This window comes from Halohasta litchfieldiae (assembly GCF_002788215.1).
Taxonomy (GTDB): Archaea; Halobacteriota; Halobacteria; order Halobacteriales; family Haloferacaceae; genus Halohasta; species Halohasta litchfieldiae.
Genome location: NZ_CP024845.1, coordinates 2,654,804 through 2,671,501 on the forward strand (window position 1 = coordinate 2,654,804; position 16,698 = coordinate 2,671,501).

The following is a 16,698-nucleotide window of genomic DNA, read 5'->3' on the forward strand; positions in this document are numbered from 1 at the left end:
TCGCTGTAGCCAGTTAGGCCGAATCCGTGCTCTGCTCGGCCTTTTTGTCGTCTTCGAGTTTGTATTTCGCGTACAGAAAGACCGAAACTGCGGTCAGAAACCAGATCGGCGCGCCGACCCGCACCGCGAAGCTGAGACGGGCTCCCCACGACGGGAGTTCGACGAGGATCGAGAGCCCGGCAACGATTGGTGCGCCGACGATGATGGTGACGACGAACGTCGTCTGCATCACCCAGCCGAAGTCGACGCCATCAGGATCGGTAGTTTCGACGAGATCTGCCACAGATCCATCTCAGTCTGCGACTACTACTGTGTGACGGTTCGCCACTGGAGAGAGATCGGCCACACCGGGAATCGAACTGTTTTATCGGTGCGAAACCAACTGTTGGGGTATGACCACGACCCGTGGGCTCCGCGAGCGAGACCGGCCCATCACGATGCTGACGGCCTACGACGCGCTGACTGCCCGGATCGTTGAGGCCGCCGGAATCGACGTTATCCTCGTCGGCGACAGCATGGGCACCGAAGTGTTGGGGTACGACGACACGCTCGCGGTAACCCGTGAGGAGATGCAAAACCGAACCGCGGCAGTCGTCCGCGGCACCGAAGACGCACTCGTTGTCGCCGATATGCCATTTCTTTCAGTCGGCGTCGACGACAGCGAGACGATTCGGAACGCGGGCCGCATGCTCAAGGAGGCCGGCGCCGACGCCGTCAAACTCGAAAGCGGCCCCCACACGGTCGAGATCACTGATCGACTCACCCAACTCGGGATCCCCGTTATGGCCCATCTGGGCCTGACGCCCCAGCACGTCAACCAACTCGGCGGCTACAGTCGACAGGGAACGACGACCGAGGCCGCCGAAGAGATCCTGTCTCTCGCACGCGCACACGAGGAGGCCGGAGCCTTTGCACTCGTGCTCGAACACGTTCCGGCGAACGTCGCCGGGCAGGTGACCGAGGCACTGAATATCCCGACGATTGGGATCGGGGGCGGTCCCGACTGCGACGGGCAGGTACTCGTACTCACTGATGTGATGGGGCTCAGCGAGGACCAGCCACCGTTCGCCGAGCAGTTCGGTGATGTCGAGGCCGCGATGACCGACGCCGTCGACGCCTATCGGTCAGCGGTTGAAAACGGAGAGTTCCCGTCAGCCGAACACAGCCACGTCGAAGAGAGCGTCGACGACCTCACCGAGTGAGGCGGTCGAGGAACATCGAGAGCGCCGCGTTGAACGCCTGTGGCTGTTCGAGCATCGAGAGATGGGCCGCGTCCTCGATCTGGAGTACCGAGCAGTTCGGCATCTCGGCGGCGAAATACTGATGATATCGGAGCGGCGTCAGCTGGTCGTACTCGCCGACGAGTGCGGCCGCCGGGAGGTCGATCTCGTCGAGTCGACCCAACACGTTGAACAGGTTACTGGTGCGGAAATCCCGGCCCGTGACCGGCTGGCCGGTCTCTCTCAGTCGACGTGTGGATGCCGCCAAGAGTTCGGGGTCCGGATCGTGAAACAGTCGGTCGGAGCCATGAAGAAACTCGACGGCCCGGTCGAAATCAGTCTTCAGCCAGTCGAGCAGATCCGACAACACCGGGAGCCGCGGTCCTGTGCCGGCCAACACCAATCCATCGAGATCGAGATCACGTTCGAGCGCCGCCCAGATCGCGACTGCGCCGCCAAGGGAGTGGCCGACCAGCACCGAGCAGTCGGTGGCCTCGACGACGGCTGCCACGTCATCGGTGTAGGCCGACAGTGTTTCGTAGCCCGCATCGGCGTCGATATCGTCGCTTTCACCGTGGCCGCTGAGGTCGACCGCCGCCACCGGGGTTCGGCTGGCCAGTCTGAACTGGCTTTTCCATGCTTCGTGTGAGCCACCACTACCGTGAATATAACAGCAGCCCGGGCCGGACTGACCGCTCCGGTCGCTGTATTTGTAAGCTGTCGACCGGCCGTGGTGGCTCACGGATTCCATACCTCTATTCGGGCCGAGTTGGGCATAAATCGCCGGACCTTCTCGAATACCGATAGGTAGGTGATTGCGGCTACGATTCGGCTGGTGTCGACTGGTCGACGTCATCGAAAACGAATGCCGCACCTCCTGTGTCGGCGGCCTCGACGCTCACACCCCAGCCGTGGACATCCGCGATTCGCGTGACGATAGCCAGTCCCAGCCCGGTTCCGTCGCCGGTCGTATACCCTTCTTCGAGCACCGACTCGCGGTCGGCGGGCGGAATGCCGGGACCGGTATCGCTGACGACGAGTTGCACCGGCCCGTCGGTTTCGGCCTCTCTCACCGAGATCGTGATCTCCAACCCACCATCGTCGGTGTCGCCCCCGTTCTCAGTGGAGCAGTGTTCCACGGCCTCATCAGAACCCTCCGAGTTCTGGGTGCCTGTCGAATGGTTCGAAAATTCCCGCTGGGAATTTTCGTCATCACGAGAGACGGCGTCGCCGTCTCTCGGACGACTATGCTCGACAGCGTTTCGAATGAGGTTCTCTAGGAGTTGCAGCACGTGCTGTCGGTTGGCCTCAATGTGGATCTCAGCGTCGACCGTGAGTTCGGCGTCGCCGGTTTCGACGTGTTGCCAGGCCGTTGTGACACACGACGCGAGGTCGACCGTTGTGGTGTCGACGGCGGCCGCATCGAGCCGGGCCAGCGTCAGCAGTTCGTCGATCAGTTGTTCCATGCGCTGGTGGGACTCCTGGATTCGGTCGAAATGCGCCGGATCACCGGTCTTGCGGGCCAGTCCGACGTAGCCCGAGGCGACGTTGAGGGGGTTCCGGAGGTCGTGGCTCACGACCGAGGCGAACTGATCAAGCTGCTTGTTCTGCTGTTTGAGCTGTGCCTGCTGGTGGTGTTGGTCGGTGATGTCGTGGACGAGAAAGACGCGACCCACGAGATACTCACGGTCGTCGTACAGTGGTGTGAGTTCGATCTGGTAGTGGTGGCCGTTGAGCTCCATTCGCATGCGCTGGTGGTCGGTCGCCGTGGCCACGGCATGGAACTGCTCGGCGACGCTCGGCACCGATTTGATCAGCTCCGCGAGCGGTCGACCGATGTCGGCATCGGAGAGATCCAGGAGTTCGAGTCCCCGCTGATTGGCGTCGACGAGTCGGTTCTCGCGGTCGGTGACGAACACGGCACTGTTCAGCGTTTCGACGACCGCATTTCGCGCAATCGGTGCGACGTCCATGAACTTCGTTCGCTGGATGCCCCACGTCAGCGAAACGCCGGTGATAGCGAAGCCGACAGCCGTCAGATTGTACGAAATCGTCCGGGTAATAAAGGCAATATCCGTGAGCCACGGGGCGACAATTCCCGCGAGCAGCGCGGCGGCCTGTTTCTGATAGAGGAACTGGCTGGTGAAGACGAACCAAACCAACAGGAACGTCGACACCGCGACCAAGAGATACGAGTAGCCGATATGGAGACCGAAGGCGATGCCGTAGGTCGTCTCCCACCCCGATCCAGTGGCCGGATTCGCCACGAACGTCTCCCAGACGAGATCGGGTCGAATCCAGACGATGGCGTTGAAAATGAGTGGCCAGATCGCCAGCCCACCAATTGTCCGGCGCGTAACGTACTGGTCGTACCCCGTGTACGCGAGCACGAAGACGAACAGGCTCGCAATAACGACCGTAATTCCGGCGAACCACAGTTTCATGAAGGCAACCGACAGAGGTGTGCCCGGCACGACTGTCACAACGAACTCACAACAGGCCCAAAACCCCATCCCGAGCAGTGTCACGACGAGCGGTCGACCACCCGGCTCCTCGCGGAGCTGCCACGCCTGGGTCGCCGCCGCCACCACCAACACAACCGCAACTGCGAACGAGATCGAGTAGAGCGGATACTGCAGCGGCATTTCCTGTGGCTTCTTCGCTCATTTATAAAATCCGTTTGCCGTATCTATCAACAGTAAGAATTGGACCGCGTACGCGGGACACGACGGTCGACCGATGCTCACGACCGCAAACTTCGGTGTGAACCGCAACACAATCTAATTTGGGTACCCCAACGCCTTCATGCGGTTTTTCAGCGGTAGCTTTATATACTTTGAAGAATAACTGTGAGTTAGTACTATGAATGAACCACAGGCAGCCGGTCATGACGACCGCTTCGTGCGGCGCTACGAGTATGACGACCACTCGCTGCTCGCGGTCGACCTCCCGGTCGACGACGAGCAGGTCGATGTGGATGTCGTCGGCTCGACAGCGATTCTCGTCATCGATCACGGCGACCGTCTCACCGAGACGGAGTTTGAACTGCCCGGCACGGACCCAAACGTTGAGTTGAACAACGGCGTACTCGAAATCACGGTGAACAAATGAATCTCACAGTCAAACCACTCAAACAGAAGGACGCCGGTCGACGCCTCGCGGCGGTCGACCGCCTCGCAGCCGACGAACTCGACCTCTCAGGCGGCGATTTCGTCCGTCTCGACAGCGACGACGGCACCGCCATCGCCCGCGTCTGGCCCGGCTACCCGGAGGACGACGGGACCGGTATCGTCCGGATCGACGGTCGACTCCGCCAGGAGGCGGGCGTCGGCATCGACGACAAACTGACCATCGAGAAAGCGGAGGTCAACCCTGCCGAATCGATCACGATTGCCCTGCCACAACGGCTCGGCATCCGTGGGAATATCGATTCGCTGATTCGACGCGAACTCGGTGGCCAGCCAGTCACCTCCGGCCAAAATGTTCAGTTACCACTGGGCTTCGGCTTCATGGGCGGCCAATCGCAGGCTGTTCCACTGAAGATCGCCTCAACGTCGCCATCGGGCACGGTCGTCGTCACTGACTCGACGGAGGTCACCATCTCTGAGAAACCCGCCGAACAGATTCAGGAGGCACCCAGCGGTGCCGCACCGGGCACCTCGGGAACCCCCGACATCGCCTACGAGGACATCGGTGGCCTCGACGACGAACTCGAACAGGTTCGAGAGATGATCGAACTGCCAATGCGGCACCCAGAGCTGTTCAAGCGGCTCGGGATCGACCCACCGAAGGGCGTCCTGCTCCACGGCCCACCGGGCACCGGCAAGACGCTGATCGCCAAGGCCGTCGCCAACGAAATCGACGCCAGCTTCCACACGGTCTCCGGCCCGGAGATCATGTCGAAATACTACGGAGAGTCCGAAGAGCAGCTCCGTGACATCTTCGAGGAGGCCTCCGAGGAGGCCCCCGCGATCATCTTCATGGACGAACTCGACTCCATCGCGGCCAAACGCGAGGAGGCAGGCGGCGACGTCGAACGACGCGTCGTGGCCCAGCTCCTGAGCCTGATGGACGGGCTCGAAGAGCGCGGCGAAGTCGTGGTCATCGGCGCGACCAATCGTGTCGACGCTATCGACCCCGCGCTGCGGCGTGGTGGCCGGTTCGACCGCGAGATCGAGATTGGGGTTCCGGACCGCGACGGACGGAAAGAGATCCTGCAGGTCCACACCCGCAACATGCCGCTGGCCGAGGGGATCGATCTCGACGTGTACGCCGAGAACACCCACGGCTTTGTCGGCGCGGACCTCGAAAACCTCGCCAAAGAGGCCGCGATGCACGCGCTGCGACGAATTCGCCCACGGCTCGACCTCGAAAGCGACGAGATCGACGCCGACATCCTCGAATCCATCGAGGTGCTGGAGAGCGACCTCAAATCGGCCTTAAAAGGGATCGAACCCTCGGCGCTGCGTGAGGTGTTCGTCGAAGTGCCCGACGTCTCTTGGGAGGACGTTGGTGGCTTAGAGGACACCAAAGAGCGCCTCCGCGAGACGATCCAGTGGCCCCTCGAATACCCCGAAGTGTTCGAGGAACTCGACATGGCCGCCGCGAAAGGTGTCATGCTGTATGGTCCACCGGGGACCGGTAAGACCCTCTTGGCAAAAGCGGTCGCCAACGAGGCCGAGTCGAACTTCATCTCGATCAAAGGCCCCGAACTCCTCAACAAGTTCGTGGGCGAATCGGAGAAAGGAGTCCGCGAGGTCTTCAGCAAGGCCCGCGAGAACGCCCCGACCGTGGTGTTCTTCGACGAGATCGACTCGATTGCCGCCGAGCGCGGAAGTCAGTCGACCGACTCGGGTGTCGGCGAACGGATGGTCAGCCAGCTGCTGACCGAACTCGACGGCCTCGAATCGCTGGAGGACGTCGTGGTAATCGCCACCTCGAACCGCCCAGACCTGATCGATTCGGCACTCCTGCGGCCCGGTCGACTGGACCGACACGTCCACGTCCCGGTGCCCGACGAGGATGCTCGCCGGAAGATCTTCGAGGTCCACACCGACGAAAAACCGCTGGCCGACGACGTGGACCTCGGCAAGCTGGCTCGCCAGACCGAGGGCTACGTCGGCGCGGACATCGAAGCGGTCTGCCGCGAGGCATCGATGGCTGCCAGCCGGGAATTCATCGGCAGCGTCAGTCGGGAAGAGGTCGCCGAATCGGTCGGCAACGTCCGGGTGACGATGGCCCACTTCGAGGATGCCCTCGATCAGGTCCAAGCAAGCGTGACTCCCGAAACGCGAGAGCGTTACGAGGAGATCGAACGTCGCTTCGGCAAAAGCGAGATCGACACCGAAGACGATCTCGGCACCGCGTTCCAGTAGACGCTACTGAATCACACCGTTGCGGACACTATTTTGACTGCTGTTGAATCGTCGCAGAGGAGGCCTACCTGAGTCGGTATCCCGCGAGTACGAGCACAATGCCTGCCACTGTGTACTCGATCTTTAGTAAGAATGCATCCAGAAGATCAACAGGATGGGACCATGCATAGAGAGCGTCGATGGCTGTTCCGACGCCAATAAACAGTAACACGAATCCACCGAGAAGTACCACGAGGCCAATTTTCATCAATGCTTTTTGTCGACCGGGAGATGGTGACGCAGTGGGCTGGCCACCATTCATTTGTTATAGTCTAGTCAGATGGTTGAAAAGCGTATCGCAGCCAATGTGACATTCTTGGCCGCAGCCATCACAGCTACCGTCGACGACACCCGGTCTCTCGCCTAAACTGGCGTGAACGGTCGACGGGTTTTATTTTGGTAACTCCTGTCAATGTAGACACCCCTACCTGCGTGTCCCCACGGACACACCCCTCCAGCCACTGTCGACTGGCGTGGTCGATCTGTGGCTTGATTTCTATTCGTGAGTCGTTGGTGTGTCGACTAGCGGATGCCACCGGCTACAGTTGGTTACTCCGCGAGGCAACCACATCGAGCCCGGGACTGTAGTAGCAGACCGGCTCGGCTTCGGGTTCGGCGAAACCGTGGCTCTTGAGTAGTGTGCTGGTCGTGATCTCGGCGTCGGCCGGGTAGAGCGTCCACGGCTCGTGGTCGACATCGGTATACCGAATCGAGCCGTCCTGTGCTTCCGTATAAAATCGGTAGCGTTCGACGAGGAACTCGCCGAAGGGGTCCTCTGGAGCCGCAAACGGTTTACCGGTCGGCCAGTAGCTCGCCTCGTAGTGGGCCGGCCGCGAGCCGGGATGCATTCGTCTGCTTTTGAATTGGACCCGGCCGTCGACCCACTCCAAGCCGATTCGCGCATAAAAGTACGGCAGATGTTGGAAGACTCTCGCGCCGATGACGCTCGCGATGCCCTGCGCATCGAGGCTGAAGAAGTAGACGCTGGGGACGCCGTCGCGGGTGACGTAGGTTCGGAGATTGAGTTCCGGCAGTCGAATTCCGAGCTGCTTGGGCAGCCCCTTCGGCCGGACGTCGACGTTCGTGAAGGGAACGACCGAGAGCCACGCCGAGCCGTCGAAGGTGTCGGGGGCGAGCCCGTCGGGCAGGTGGGCGTCCATCACCCGTGGCTCGACCGGGTAGTTCTCGAACAGCAGGTGTCGCCAGCCCATCTCCAGTGGCACTACCATGTCGACTGTTGGTGGCTCGGACGAATATCACTTTGGCCGGAGACGGTAGTCGACGCCTGATAGCCACCAATCGGCGATTATCCGGGCGATTCGGGCGTGAACGGTCGACGGGTTTTATTCTGCTAGAGGTTGTCACAGTAGTCACCCCTACCCGCGTGTCACGCGACACGTCCCTCCGGCCAGTGTCGGCAGTGGGTCGACGGCTGGCCTGTTTTATTCGGTGAGTGGCAAGACTGTCGGCGTGCTGGGAGGTCGATCATCTCCCGGTTCGTTCGAGTATATAAAGCCGTTCAGGAGTATTCGATTGCCGATTCGGCCGGATTTCGTGCTCCGGCTGTGCCTATCGGATTCGATGTGGACAGTCGTTCGACGGCACTCACGCGGGCAGTCGACCAGCACGTTCGAGCACTGCGAGCCCGGCAACCGTTGCCACGAGGGCGAGTGCGCCAGCAGTGAAGACCGTACCGTACGCGTAGCCGCCTTCGATCAGCGCACCGACGACCGAGGAGCCACCCGACTGCGACAGCATCCAGGCGGTACTGAAGACGGCGTAGGCGCTGCCGCGGGTCGAGTCCGGCAACGCGGTCAGAATGTAGGCGTCGACGGCGGGAAACAGCGCGTGGATGACAAAGCCGATCAGCGCCGAGATTACCGCCAGCGCGACCAGCCCCTCTGCGGCGACCAACAGCAGCAGGCAGCCAGCGAAGGAGGCAACGATCCCGAGTAACAGCGGCACCGAGGGGAGGTCGTCGACCAGCTCGCCAGCGACAAAGAAGGCAGGCACGCCAGCCGTAAAGACGATAGTTAGCATCGTTGAGGCCGCGTTCGGCGAGAGCCCACGGGACTGCATGTAGAGTTCATAGAAATTAAAGACGCCCTGCCAGACGAAGACCGCGACGCCAGCCAGCCCAAGGGCCGCAAGGATAATCCGCCACTCCGAGCGCGCACCGGCGAGTAGCGAGCTGTCGTCCGCACCCGCATCCGGCATCTCGGTCCGCCGGGCGACGATCACGGTGGCGGCGGTCACGACGGCAGTGCCGACCGCAATAGTCCACAGCGAGAGCCGCCAGTCGACCCACAGCGAGATGGCGACCAGTGGGGCCGCGGCCACCGCGGCGACTTGGTTGGCCGCGCCGTGAATACCCATGACGCGGCCGACCCGACTTGGGAACAGCTCACTCAAAAGCGGGTTCGCCGAGACGAAATAGACGCCGGAGGCGCTGCCCATGAAAAACGCCCCGATCATGAGCTGTTGAACCGTAACCGCCGTAGCAGTCGCGGCCGCCGAGAGGGTGAGAATTGCCCCCGAGACGATCACGAGATAGTGGCGTGGGAACCGCGTGAGCAGCCAGCCAGCCGGGAGTCGGAGCGACGCGCTGCCGACCCACGCGAGGGTAACGATGAGGCCAGCGGTCGCCTCGCCGATGCCGAACTCGGCGATGAACACGTCCAACAGCGGCGCGAAGACGATTCTGGCCAGATTGAGGAAAAAGACGAGCCCACACAACGACCCAAAGAGGTGGCGTCGACTCACAGCATCGCTTCGGAGCAGAGGGTCTCAAGGGTTCCGAATGCTTGATTCTCGGCTCAACTGAGCGATAGGTTCAAGCCATTGCGTAAGGAATCCTTACATACTATGAGTGCCGACGAACCCGAAGTGACAACAGTGACCTCAAAGGGCCAGATTACGATCCCGAGTCGACTCCGCGAGGAGTTCGGGCTCCAGAAAGGGACGAAACTGATGGTCGTGCCAACCGAGTACGGCCTCGTGTTGAAAAAGATCGAGCTGCCGTCTGTCGAGGAATTTCAACAGCGAGTCGAAGACCGTGCCGGTACTGTCGAGTTGTCGACGGAGGACGTCGATCAGTTGGTACACGATGCTCGGAGTGATGAATGAGAGCGGTTCTCGACACGAACGTGCTTATTTCGTCGGTGATCTCGACTGGGACGCCGCACAATGTCGTTGTCGCTGGGTTCGAGGGCGAGTATCAACTCATCGTCTCTGTGGCCACGCTCACTGAATTCCGTGAGACACTTCTCAAATATCCTGACCGGTTCCACATGAACGAGACCGAAATCCAGCAGGAAGTCGAAACAGTTCGGTACTTTGCAGAGTTCGTCACCCCGACTGAAGACATCACAGCAGTTGCGGCCGACCCTGACGACGACAAATTTCTCGAAGCAGCCGTCGCGGGTGATGTCGACTATCTCGTCTCCGGTGATCAGCATCTCCTGGATCTCGACTCGTTTCGTGGGATCGAGATCGTCACACCACGAACATTCTACGACGACCTCACCGAGTGACAGCGGGATCTCAGAAGTGGATGAGACATGTCTTGAACCGTGTCAGTCAATATCGGCTTGTAGGATGGCTCAGTCAAGCGACCGTTCGAAGAGGTAGCCAGTCAGAACTCCGACTGGAACGGTTGCCCAACTGGTGTAGACGGCAATGAAGCCGAGCAGTAGCACGAACGTCACCATTGAATCGGTGGCCGTGGCCATCGAGGGGTCGACGGCGATGCTAAAGACCACACCGAGCGGAAGTAGCATCGCGCAACTGACCACGTAGCCGACGAGTGTCGACAGCAGGCCACCAATGAACCCACCGAAGCGGAGCGATTCGGGCACGAACCGCCAGACGGTCAGCCCACCGACGAACCCACTGGGGACGACAACGACAAGCGAAACCCCGCTGGCCATCAGCCAGCTTATCACGGCCATCACAGCAACCCCGCCAGCCACGAGTGGATTGGTATCGGTTCCGACACTGAAGAACAGCGCTCCGGCTCCCACACCGGAGAGAATTCCCTGTCCGATACCGAAAATGATGGCTGCCACGGCGGCCGCGGCTGCCATCGTATACCCCGCGCCAATGTCGGGGCGGTCGCTCTTCGGGAGGCTGTCGAGATACTGCGTGAGCCACCTGTCGAAGCGATCTAGGAGGGCCATACGTTCGTGTTGGTTGGCTGTTGGTTTCGGATTTGTGGTCGACATATCCGCTACGTGTATCCGGGTGGGACGATTTAGTGAGAGTAACTCTACTGCAACTCCTGTATTATTCTGTGCCATCTCCACCGTCGACCGATCCACACCCCTTTTGACGGGTCACGCGAAAGCCACACCTAATGGACGACGATCTTCGCAGCCGCGTGCAACAGGAAGCCGAGAAACACGCCCTGTTCAACGCGCTCAAACACGACAGCGACCCCGACGTAGGCGCGATCATGGGCCCACTGATGGGCGACAATCCCGACTTCCGACCGCACGGCGACGAGGTGCCGGGCGTCGTCGGCCAAGTCGTCGGCAAAATTGGCGGGTTGGACCGCGAGGCCCGCCGCGAGCGACTCGCCGAGTTGGATCAGGAGTTGGTCGACGAACTCGATGCCGAAGACGAAGTCGACGAACACACCCTGCCCGATCTGCCGAACGTTGAGGACTACGACACGGTCCGGCTCCGCGCCGCGCCCAACCCCAACGGCCCGTGGCATCTCGGCCACGCCCGCATGCCCTCGGTGATCGGCACCTACACCGAGCGCTACGACGGCGAGTTTGTCGTCCGGTTCGACGACACCGACCCCGAAACCAAACGCCCGGATCTCTCGGCCTACGACGCAATTCTCGAAGACATCGAATACCTCGGCTTCGAGCCCGACGAAGTCTACCGCGCCTCCGACCGCGTCGAGACCTACTACGATCACGCCCGCGAACTGATCGAAATGGGCGAAGCCTACACCTGCGATCTGCCCGCCGAGGAGTTTTCCGAACTCAAAAAGGAGGCCACACCATCGCCCAACCGCGACAAGGACCCCGAGACCGTCCTCGAAGAGTTCGAAGCGATGGTCGACGGCGAGTACCAGTCGGGAGAAATGGTCCTCCGCGTCAAAACCGATATCGAACACAAGAACCCCGCCCTGCGGGACTGGGTGGCGTTCCGCATGATCGACACACCCCACCCCCGTGAGGAGGCCGCCGACTACCGCTGTTGGCCGATGCTCGACTTCCAATCCGGTGTCGACGACCATCTCACCGGCATCACCCACATCATTCGCGGGATCGACCTGCAGGACTCGGCCAAACGCCAGCAGTTCGTCTACGACTACTTCGACTGGGAGTACCCCGAAGTGCTCCACTGGGGCCACGTCCAGCTCGACGAGTACGATATCAAGATCTCGACCTCGACCATCAAGGAACTCATCGACAAGGGCGAACTCGACGGCTGGGATGACCCACGCGCACCCACGCTCCAGTCGGTCCGCCGTCGTGGAATACAGGGCCAAGCCATCGTCGAGTCGATGATCGGCCTCGGCATGTCGACCTCGGATGTCGACCTCGCGATGTCGTCGATCTATGCCAACAACCGCGATCTGGTCGACGACGACGCGAATCGCTACTTCCTCGTCCGCGACGGCGAGGAGCTCCCGGTCGTTGGCGACGCAAAACCCGAGGCTGGCCAGCCACCACTCCACCCCAACCACGAGGATCGGGGCCGCCGCGAGATCCCGGTCGACAATGCTGTGCTCATCGAACCCGACGACCGGCCGAGCGAGGGCGACCGCATCTGGCTCAAAGGCTACGGCTGTGTTCGCTACGAGGACGGCGAGTTCGTCGCCACCGGCGACGACATTTCGGCCGTTCGTGAGGGCGACGTCGACGTGATCCACTGGGTTCCGGCGGACAAAACTGTTGACGTGCGAATGCGAACCCCAGATGGCGACGTGGAGGGGGCCGCTGAACCTGCCTTTGGCGATACCGAGGTCGACGAGATCATCCAGTTCGAACGCATCGGTTTCGTCCGCGTCGACCGACACGAGACCGACGAATCGGTCGTCTACTACACCCACGCCTGAGCTAGTCGGGCGGTCGACGGCCTACAATTCCTTGATCCGCAATTAGTGATAAAAATACAACACTCAGATTTATATATCTATGTGTGACAGTAACATACATGGACGAGAAACGGCGTATCGACTCGGACAAATCAGAGAGAGCTACACAACCAACAACGCCGAACAAGATGATATTCGAATCGGAGTTGTGGATGGAGTGTCCAAAAGGAAAGTAGGTGCGTTCAGTGGTTGGCAGAGGTGTATCGGCGGTTTTCGAGCGGTGAGATGCTGTTTTTGACTGTCCTTGTATACTGTCTCAGAGAGACGTGTCTGCTGATTGTGGGATTGTAGCTGACATAAAACGCTTCTTTCGGGATTAGCAGACTGGCTTGGGGTTGACGCCCATCGATTCAAGCGATTCGGTGTACTCATCGTAGGCTGCTTGGATCGCCTCGCTGGCGGCCTCACGGGCCCGGTCGAGATCATCGTCGCTCTCGGCAATCGACTCAACGAGGTCGACCGCACGGTCAAGTTGATCCTCGACATCTCCACCGAGCTCCCGAAAGACACTGGCGGTTCGGGGGTCGGCATCACCGACGAAGTAGCCGGTGTACTGTTCTTTCGATTTTTTGGCGACTAGACAGCGCCCGACGAGGCCACCGGCGCGTTCGATGGTCGACTCGAAGCTACGGAGCGTCGACTGGATCGCCGGAAGCTCATCGATGTCGCCAGCGTCCGGTGCATCATCGAGCTTCCCGGCTACCGTCTCGTAGTGGTCGGCTTCCTGCTCGGCGAGATCACTAAAAAGCGAGGCCGCGTCGTCGTTGGATTCGTTGTCGGCCCACAGTTCGAACGTTTCGCGTGCGGCGTCTTCAGCAATCGCTGCGGCCCGGAGCACGGTTTCGGCCTCGATGTCGCCGTCTGTCTCGGCGTACAGCGCTTTCGATGAGCCGAGTCGTGAGAGTGCGGTTTTGTTTTCGGTTCGGACGGATTCGATGAAGTCGTCGGTCATGGTCGACACCACGCTATCATCGTTCTTGAGTCTGTGTGGTTTGGAGCCGCTGTTTGGCCACTCGAATCGGGCATAAAACCAAAGCGGCTCCGGAACCGTGGTACTCTGTGCCAATCGATCCGGCCGATTTCACCAGCTACTCGAAGGATCTGCTCCGGTGGTTCGTGCTCACCACCACCTACTTTCTGCTGGCACTGTTTCTGATCGGCCTGATTGATCTCGGTCTCGGCCTGTTTCAACTCATCGTCACCGGCGAATTCACCGACCCGGTGGCTGTTGTCAGCCTGATCGATACGGTCCTGTTGTTGTTGATCATACTCGAAGTCCATCGAACGCTCATTGCCTACGCAGCCGACGATCCGGTGTTGCCGATCATCGTTAGTGCGGCCATTATCGCCGTTGCGCGGCAGATCATCAGCTTCCGTGTCGACGAGTTCGGGACAACGAGAAACGCGCTTCCGGCAGCCCTCGGGCTGGCCGCGTTGCTGCTTGCTCTCGTGCTTGTCTTCCTTGCGGTTCGGTGGGATACGATGAAAGAAGGTGAATCGCCGTCCTCTCTACGGGAGTAGTCGACTCCGACTGAGAGGGCCTGGTAGCTATTTATTCGCCGCTGCCTTTCTCAATGGGCGCGCCCACGAGGTTCCCCCACTCGGTCCAGGAACCATCGTAGTTGATGGCGTCCTCGTAGCCGAGCAGTTCGTGAAGCGCGAACCAAGCAACCGACGAGCGCTCGCCGATTCGGCAGTAGGCGACCGTCGTGCTGTCGCCGTCGATGCCTTTGTCGGCGTAGAGCGCTTCGATCTCATCAGCACTTTTGAAGGTGCCGTCCTCGTTGGTGACCGCAGCCCACGAGATGTTCTGTGCGCCGGGGACGTGGCCGCCGCGCTGGGCGGTCTCGTTGAGTCCTGGCGGTGCCAGGACCTCTCCCGAGAACTCCTCTGGAGAGCGAACGTCGACAAGTGGAAGACCCTTATCGATGGCGTTGTCGACATCGTCGCGGTAGGCTCGGATGGACTCTCGTGGACCGGAGGCAGTGTAGTCGACTGCCGAGAAGTCGGGCTCCTCGTCGGTCACTGAGTAGTCGTTGTCGAGCCAGTACTCGCGGCCGCCGTCGAGGAGTTTCACGTCGTCGTGGCCGTAGTATTTGAACTGCCAGTAGGTGTAGGCCGCAAACCAGTTGGCGTTGTCACCGTAGAGGACGACCGTCGAGTCCTCGCTGATGCCGTGGGAGCCGAGCAGGTCCTCGAAGTCGTCCTTCGTGAGGATGTCTCGGGTTGTCTGATCCTGAAGCTGGGATTCCCAGTTGAAGCCGATAGCACCGGGGGCGTGACTCTCGTCGTAGGCCTCGGTGTCGACGTCGACTTCGACCAGGCGATAGTCGGAATCGTCGCTCTGGAACTCTTCGAGGTGGTCTTCGACCCAGTCGGCCGAGACCAGCACGTCTTTTGCGTAATCTGAATCTGCCATACAAGATGTCGTACTCCCTCCACTGTCTTAGTACTATTACAGACGGTGCTTTCGGCCGGTCCTGTTCGATTCCGGAGAGAATTGCCAGCGGTTCGAGGCGAGCAAACGATTTGTACCGTCAAAACAGCACTGGAGCGACCCATGACTGATTGGTTCTCGAAAGATCATGCAATATTCTCCTGTATCACAGAACCCCGGCGGCGGTCGACACCGACACAGCGTTAACCATCTCCGAGCCATACCGAACCAGTATGTCCACAAACCTGCTGGCCGACCCGGCGTGGCTCGCCGACCGGCTCGATGACCCCTCAGTTCGGATCGTCGACGTCCGTGACACATGGGAGTACGACGCCATGGGCCATCTCCCCGGCGCGGTTTCGATCCCGTTCGATAGTTACCGCGACAGCGAGTCGACGGATCCCGGCACGCTCCCGGGTGCCGACGCCTTCGCCGATTTGCTCGGCGAGGCCGGAATCTCCCCCGACGACACCATCGTTGCCTACGACGACACCCACGGCGTGTTCGCCGCCCGCTTTGTCCTCACCGCGCTCGTCTACGGTCACGACGACGTTCGACTTCTCAACGGCGACTTCAGCACGTGGCGACGCAGCTACGAGGTCACTGATGACACTCCGGCTGTCGACCCGACAGAGTACGAGTCAAAGGAGATGGTTGCCGACGCCCCAATCGTCGACCGTGAGGCCGTCGAGGATGCAATCGAGAACGGGGACACAACGCTGATCGACACCCGCGAGCAGTGGGAATACGAGGAGGGCCACCTACCCGGCGCAATCCGAGTCGACTGGATGGAACTCGTCGACGAGGAAACCCGTGGCGTCAAATCCAGCGCCAAAATCGAATCGCTGTTCACCGAGCGTGGTATCGAGACCGACCGCTCCCGTCCGATCATTCTCTACTGCAATACCTCGCGTCGACTGAGCCACACCTTCGTCGTCCTTCGGTCGCTCGGCTTTGAGCAGGTTGCGGTCTACGAGGGTAGTATGACCGAGTGGAAAAACGCCAATGGCGTGCTCCAGACCATCGATTCCGGCGAGTAGGCAGTTCCTACCCACTCTCACGAGATAGAAATATAACCGTACTCACGATCACGGTCGACGCTATCAGTCGGACAGCCTAACAGTGTGATCGTGCTATCGGGGTTATTCGGTAAAATACAGCTCTCGAATAACCATCCCCAGTCCACCGAGGATCAGCACCACAGTGAACACCGATTCGTTCCCGGAGAGGAACCGTTCGCTTCCCCAGAGAACGACCCCAAAATACAGCGCGACCCGGAACCGTTGACTCTCGGTAGCCTCCCAGAAGACACCATAAAAGACAAGCGCCGAAACATAGATCGTGACGGCCACGTCACCGATCACAGCCGGTGTTAAGCCTTCACTACTGAGCAGACTGTAGGCGGCAAACAGCGATACTGCGAGGAGAAAGACAACAACAGTTTTGACAATCGGTTTTCCGTAGGTTTCGTACGCAGTCGGCTCCGACATTGGTGGCGGTAGGCAGGCGGGG

General features: G+C 60.5%; 18 protein-coding genes. 8 read left to right on the forward strand and 10 right to left on the reverse strand.

The window, feature by feature from the left end; translation table 11 throughout:
- Positions 1 to 13: 13 nt before the first annotated feature.
- Positions 14 to 283, reverse strand: a complete 270-nt coding sequence (locus tag HALTADL_RS13370; protein WP_089672616.1) for a DUF5822 domain-containing protein — start codon at positions 281 to 283, stop codon at positions 14 to 16.
- Between the two features lie 109 nt (positions 284 to 392).
- Between HALTADL_RS13370 and panB the strand changes: the two genes are divergently transcribed.
- Positions 393 to 1,202, forward strand: a complete 810-nt coding sequence (gene panB, locus HALTADL_RS13375; RefSeq protein ID WP_089672617.1) for a 3-methyl-2-oxobutanoate hydroxymethyltransferase — start codon at positions 393 to 395, stop codon at positions 1,200 to 1,202.
- On the opposite strand, the gene HALTADL_RS13380 is transcribed toward panB, so the two are convergent.
- Together HALTADL_RS13380 and HALTADL_RS13385 are read right to left on the reverse strand one after the other, a co-directional pair.
- Positions 1,192 to 1,971, reverse strand: coding sequence for an alpha/beta fold hydrolase (locus HALTADL_RS13380; RefSeq protein WP_089672618.1), 780 nt, complete (start codon positions 1,969 to 1,971; stop codon positions 1,192 to 1,194). The two genes, panB and HALTADL_RS13380, sit on opposite strands and share 11 nt — an antisense overlap.
- A gap of 70 nt (positions 1,972 to 2,041) precedes the next feature.
- On the reverse strand, positions 2,042 to 3,865 hold the full coding sequence (locus HALTADL_RS13385) for a sensor histidine kinase (RefSeq protein WP_089672619.1): 1,824 nt from the start codon (positions 3,863 to 3,865) through the stop codon (positions 2,042 to 2,044).
- A 217-nt stretch (positions 3,866 to 4,082) separates the two neighbouring features.
- Here HALTADL_RS13385 and HALTADL_RS13390 point away from each other — a divergent pair, with 217 nt between their 5' ends.
- Together HALTADL_RS13390 and HALTADL_RS13395 are read left to right on the forward strand one after the other, a co-directional pair.
- A complete protein-coding gene (locus HALTADL_RS13390) occupies positions 4,083 to 4,331 on the forward strand; it encodes a DUF7127 family protein (RefSeq protein ID WP_089672620.1) in 249 nt (82 codons plus the stop codon).
- Positions 4,328 to 6,595, forward strand: a complete 2,268-nt coding sequence (locus HALTADL_RS13395) for a CDC48 family AAA ATPase (RefSeq protein ID WP_089672621.1) — start codon at positions 4,328 to 4,330, stop codon at positions 6,593 to 6,595. Before HALTADL_RS13390 ends, HALTADL_RS13395 begins: the two co-directional genes overlap by 4 nt.
- A gap of 64 nt (positions 6,596 to 6,659) precedes the next feature.
- Here HALTADL_RS13395 and HALTADL_RS13400 read toward each other — a convergent pair whose 3' ends face one another.
- The 3 genes from HALTADL_RS13400 to HALTADL_RS13410 form a co-directional block, all read right to left on the reverse strand.
- Positions 6,660 to 6,896 carry a hypothetical protein gene (locus HALTADL_RS13400; RefSeq protein ID WP_143054141.1) on the reverse strand — a complete coding sequence of 79 codons (237 nt, stop codon included), beginning with the start codon at positions 6,894 to 6,896 and terminating at the stop codon, positions 6,660 to 6,662.
- A 277-nt stretch (positions 6,897 to 7,173) separates the two neighbouring features.
- The gene (locus HALTADL_RS13405; protein ID WP_089672623.1) at positions 7,174 to 7,863 is read right to left on the reverse strand and encodes a YqjF family protein; all 690 of its coding nucleotides are present in this window, start codon (positions 7,861 to 7,863) and stop codon (positions 7,174 to 7,176) included.
- Between the two features lie 376 nt (positions 7,864 to 8,239).
- Positions 8,240 to 9,397, reverse strand: coding sequence for an MFS transporter (locus HALTADL_RS13410; protein WP_089672624.1), 1,158 nt, complete (start codon positions 9,395 to 9,397; stop codon positions 8,240 to 8,242).
- 102 nt (positions 9,398 to 9,499) lie between these two features.
- Between HALTADL_RS13410 and HALTADL_RS13415 the strand changes: the two genes are divergently transcribed.
- Positions 9,500 to 9,760: an AbrB/MazE/SpoVT family DNA-binding domain-containing protein gene (locus HALTADL_RS13415; RefSeq protein ID WP_089672625.1), complete on the forward strand. Its 261-nt coding sequence runs from the start codon at positions 9,500 to 9,502 to the stop codon at positions 9,758 to 9,760.
- On the forward strand, positions 9,757 to 10,167 hold the full coding sequence (locus HALTADL_RS13420) for a putative toxin-antitoxin system toxin component, PIN family (protein WP_089672626.1): 411 nt from the start codon (positions 9,757 to 9,759) through the stop codon (positions 10,165 to 10,167). The genes HALTADL_RS13415 and HALTADL_RS13420 overlap by 4 nt, the downstream gene beginning before the upstream one ends.
- 69 nt (positions 10,168 to 10,236) lie before the next feature.
- Here HALTADL_RS13420 and HALTADL_RS13425 read toward each other — a convergent pair whose 3' ends face one another.
- On the reverse strand, positions 10,237 to 10,812 hold the full coding sequence (locus HALTADL_RS13425; protein ID WP_089672627.1) for a hypothetical protein: 576 nt from the start codon (positions 10,810 to 10,812) through the stop codon (positions 10,237 to 10,239).
- Between the two features lie 176 nt (positions 10,813 to 10,988).
- Between HALTADL_RS13425 and HALTADL_RS13430 the strand changes: the two genes are divergently transcribed.
- Positions 10,989 to 12,710, forward strand: coding sequence for a glutamate--tRNA ligase (locus HALTADL_RS13430; protein WP_089672628.1), 1,722 nt, complete (start codon positions 10,989 to 10,991; stop codon positions 12,708 to 12,710).
- A 355-nt stretch (positions 12,711 to 13,065) separates the two neighbouring features.
- Here the strand turns inward: HALTADL_RS13430 and HALTADL_RS13435 are convergent, their stop codons facing one another.
- Positions 13,066 to 13,701 (reverse strand): rubrerythrin family protein, encoded by a 636-nt coding sequence (locus tag HALTADL_RS13435; RefSeq protein WP_089672629.1) that lies wholly within the window; start codon positions 13,699 to 13,701, stop codon positions 13,066 to 13,068.
- Between the two features lie 107 nt (positions 13,702 to 13,808).
- Here HALTADL_RS13435 and HALTADL_RS13440 point away from each other — a divergent pair, with 107 nt between their 5' ends.
- Complete coding sequence (locus HALTADL_RS13440) at positions 13,809 to 14,270, forward strand: phosphate-starvation-inducible PsiE family protein (RefSeq protein ID WP_089672630.1); 462 nt, start codon at positions 13,809 to 13,811, stop codon at positions 14,268 to 14,270.
- Between the two features lie 31 nt (positions 14,271 to 14,301).
- Here HALTADL_RS13440 and HALTADL_RS13445 read toward each other — a convergent pair whose 3' ends face one another.
- Entirely contained in the window at positions 14,302 to 15,168 is an 867-nt protein-coding gene (locus tag HALTADL_RS13445; RefSeq protein ID WP_089672631.1) for a sulfurtransferase, read from the reverse strand.
- A 251-nt stretch (positions 15,169 to 15,419) separates the two neighbouring features.
- Between HALTADL_RS13445 and HALTADL_RS13450 the strand changes: the two genes are divergently transcribed.
- A complete protein-coding gene (locus HALTADL_RS13450) occupies positions 15,420 to 16,226 on the forward strand; it encodes a sulfurtransferase (protein WP_089672632.1) in 807 nt (268 codons plus the stop codon).
- Positions 16,227 to 16,328: 102 nt separating this feature from the next.
- On the opposite strand, the gene HALTADL_RS13455 is transcribed toward HALTADL_RS13450, so the two are convergent.
- Positions 16,329 to 16,676, reverse strand: a complete 348-nt coding sequence (locus HALTADL_RS13455; protein ID WP_089672633.1) for a hypothetical protein — start codon at positions 16,674 to 16,676, stop codon at positions 16,329 to 16,331.
- Between the last annotated feature and the right edge of the window lie 22 nt (positions 16,677 to 16,698).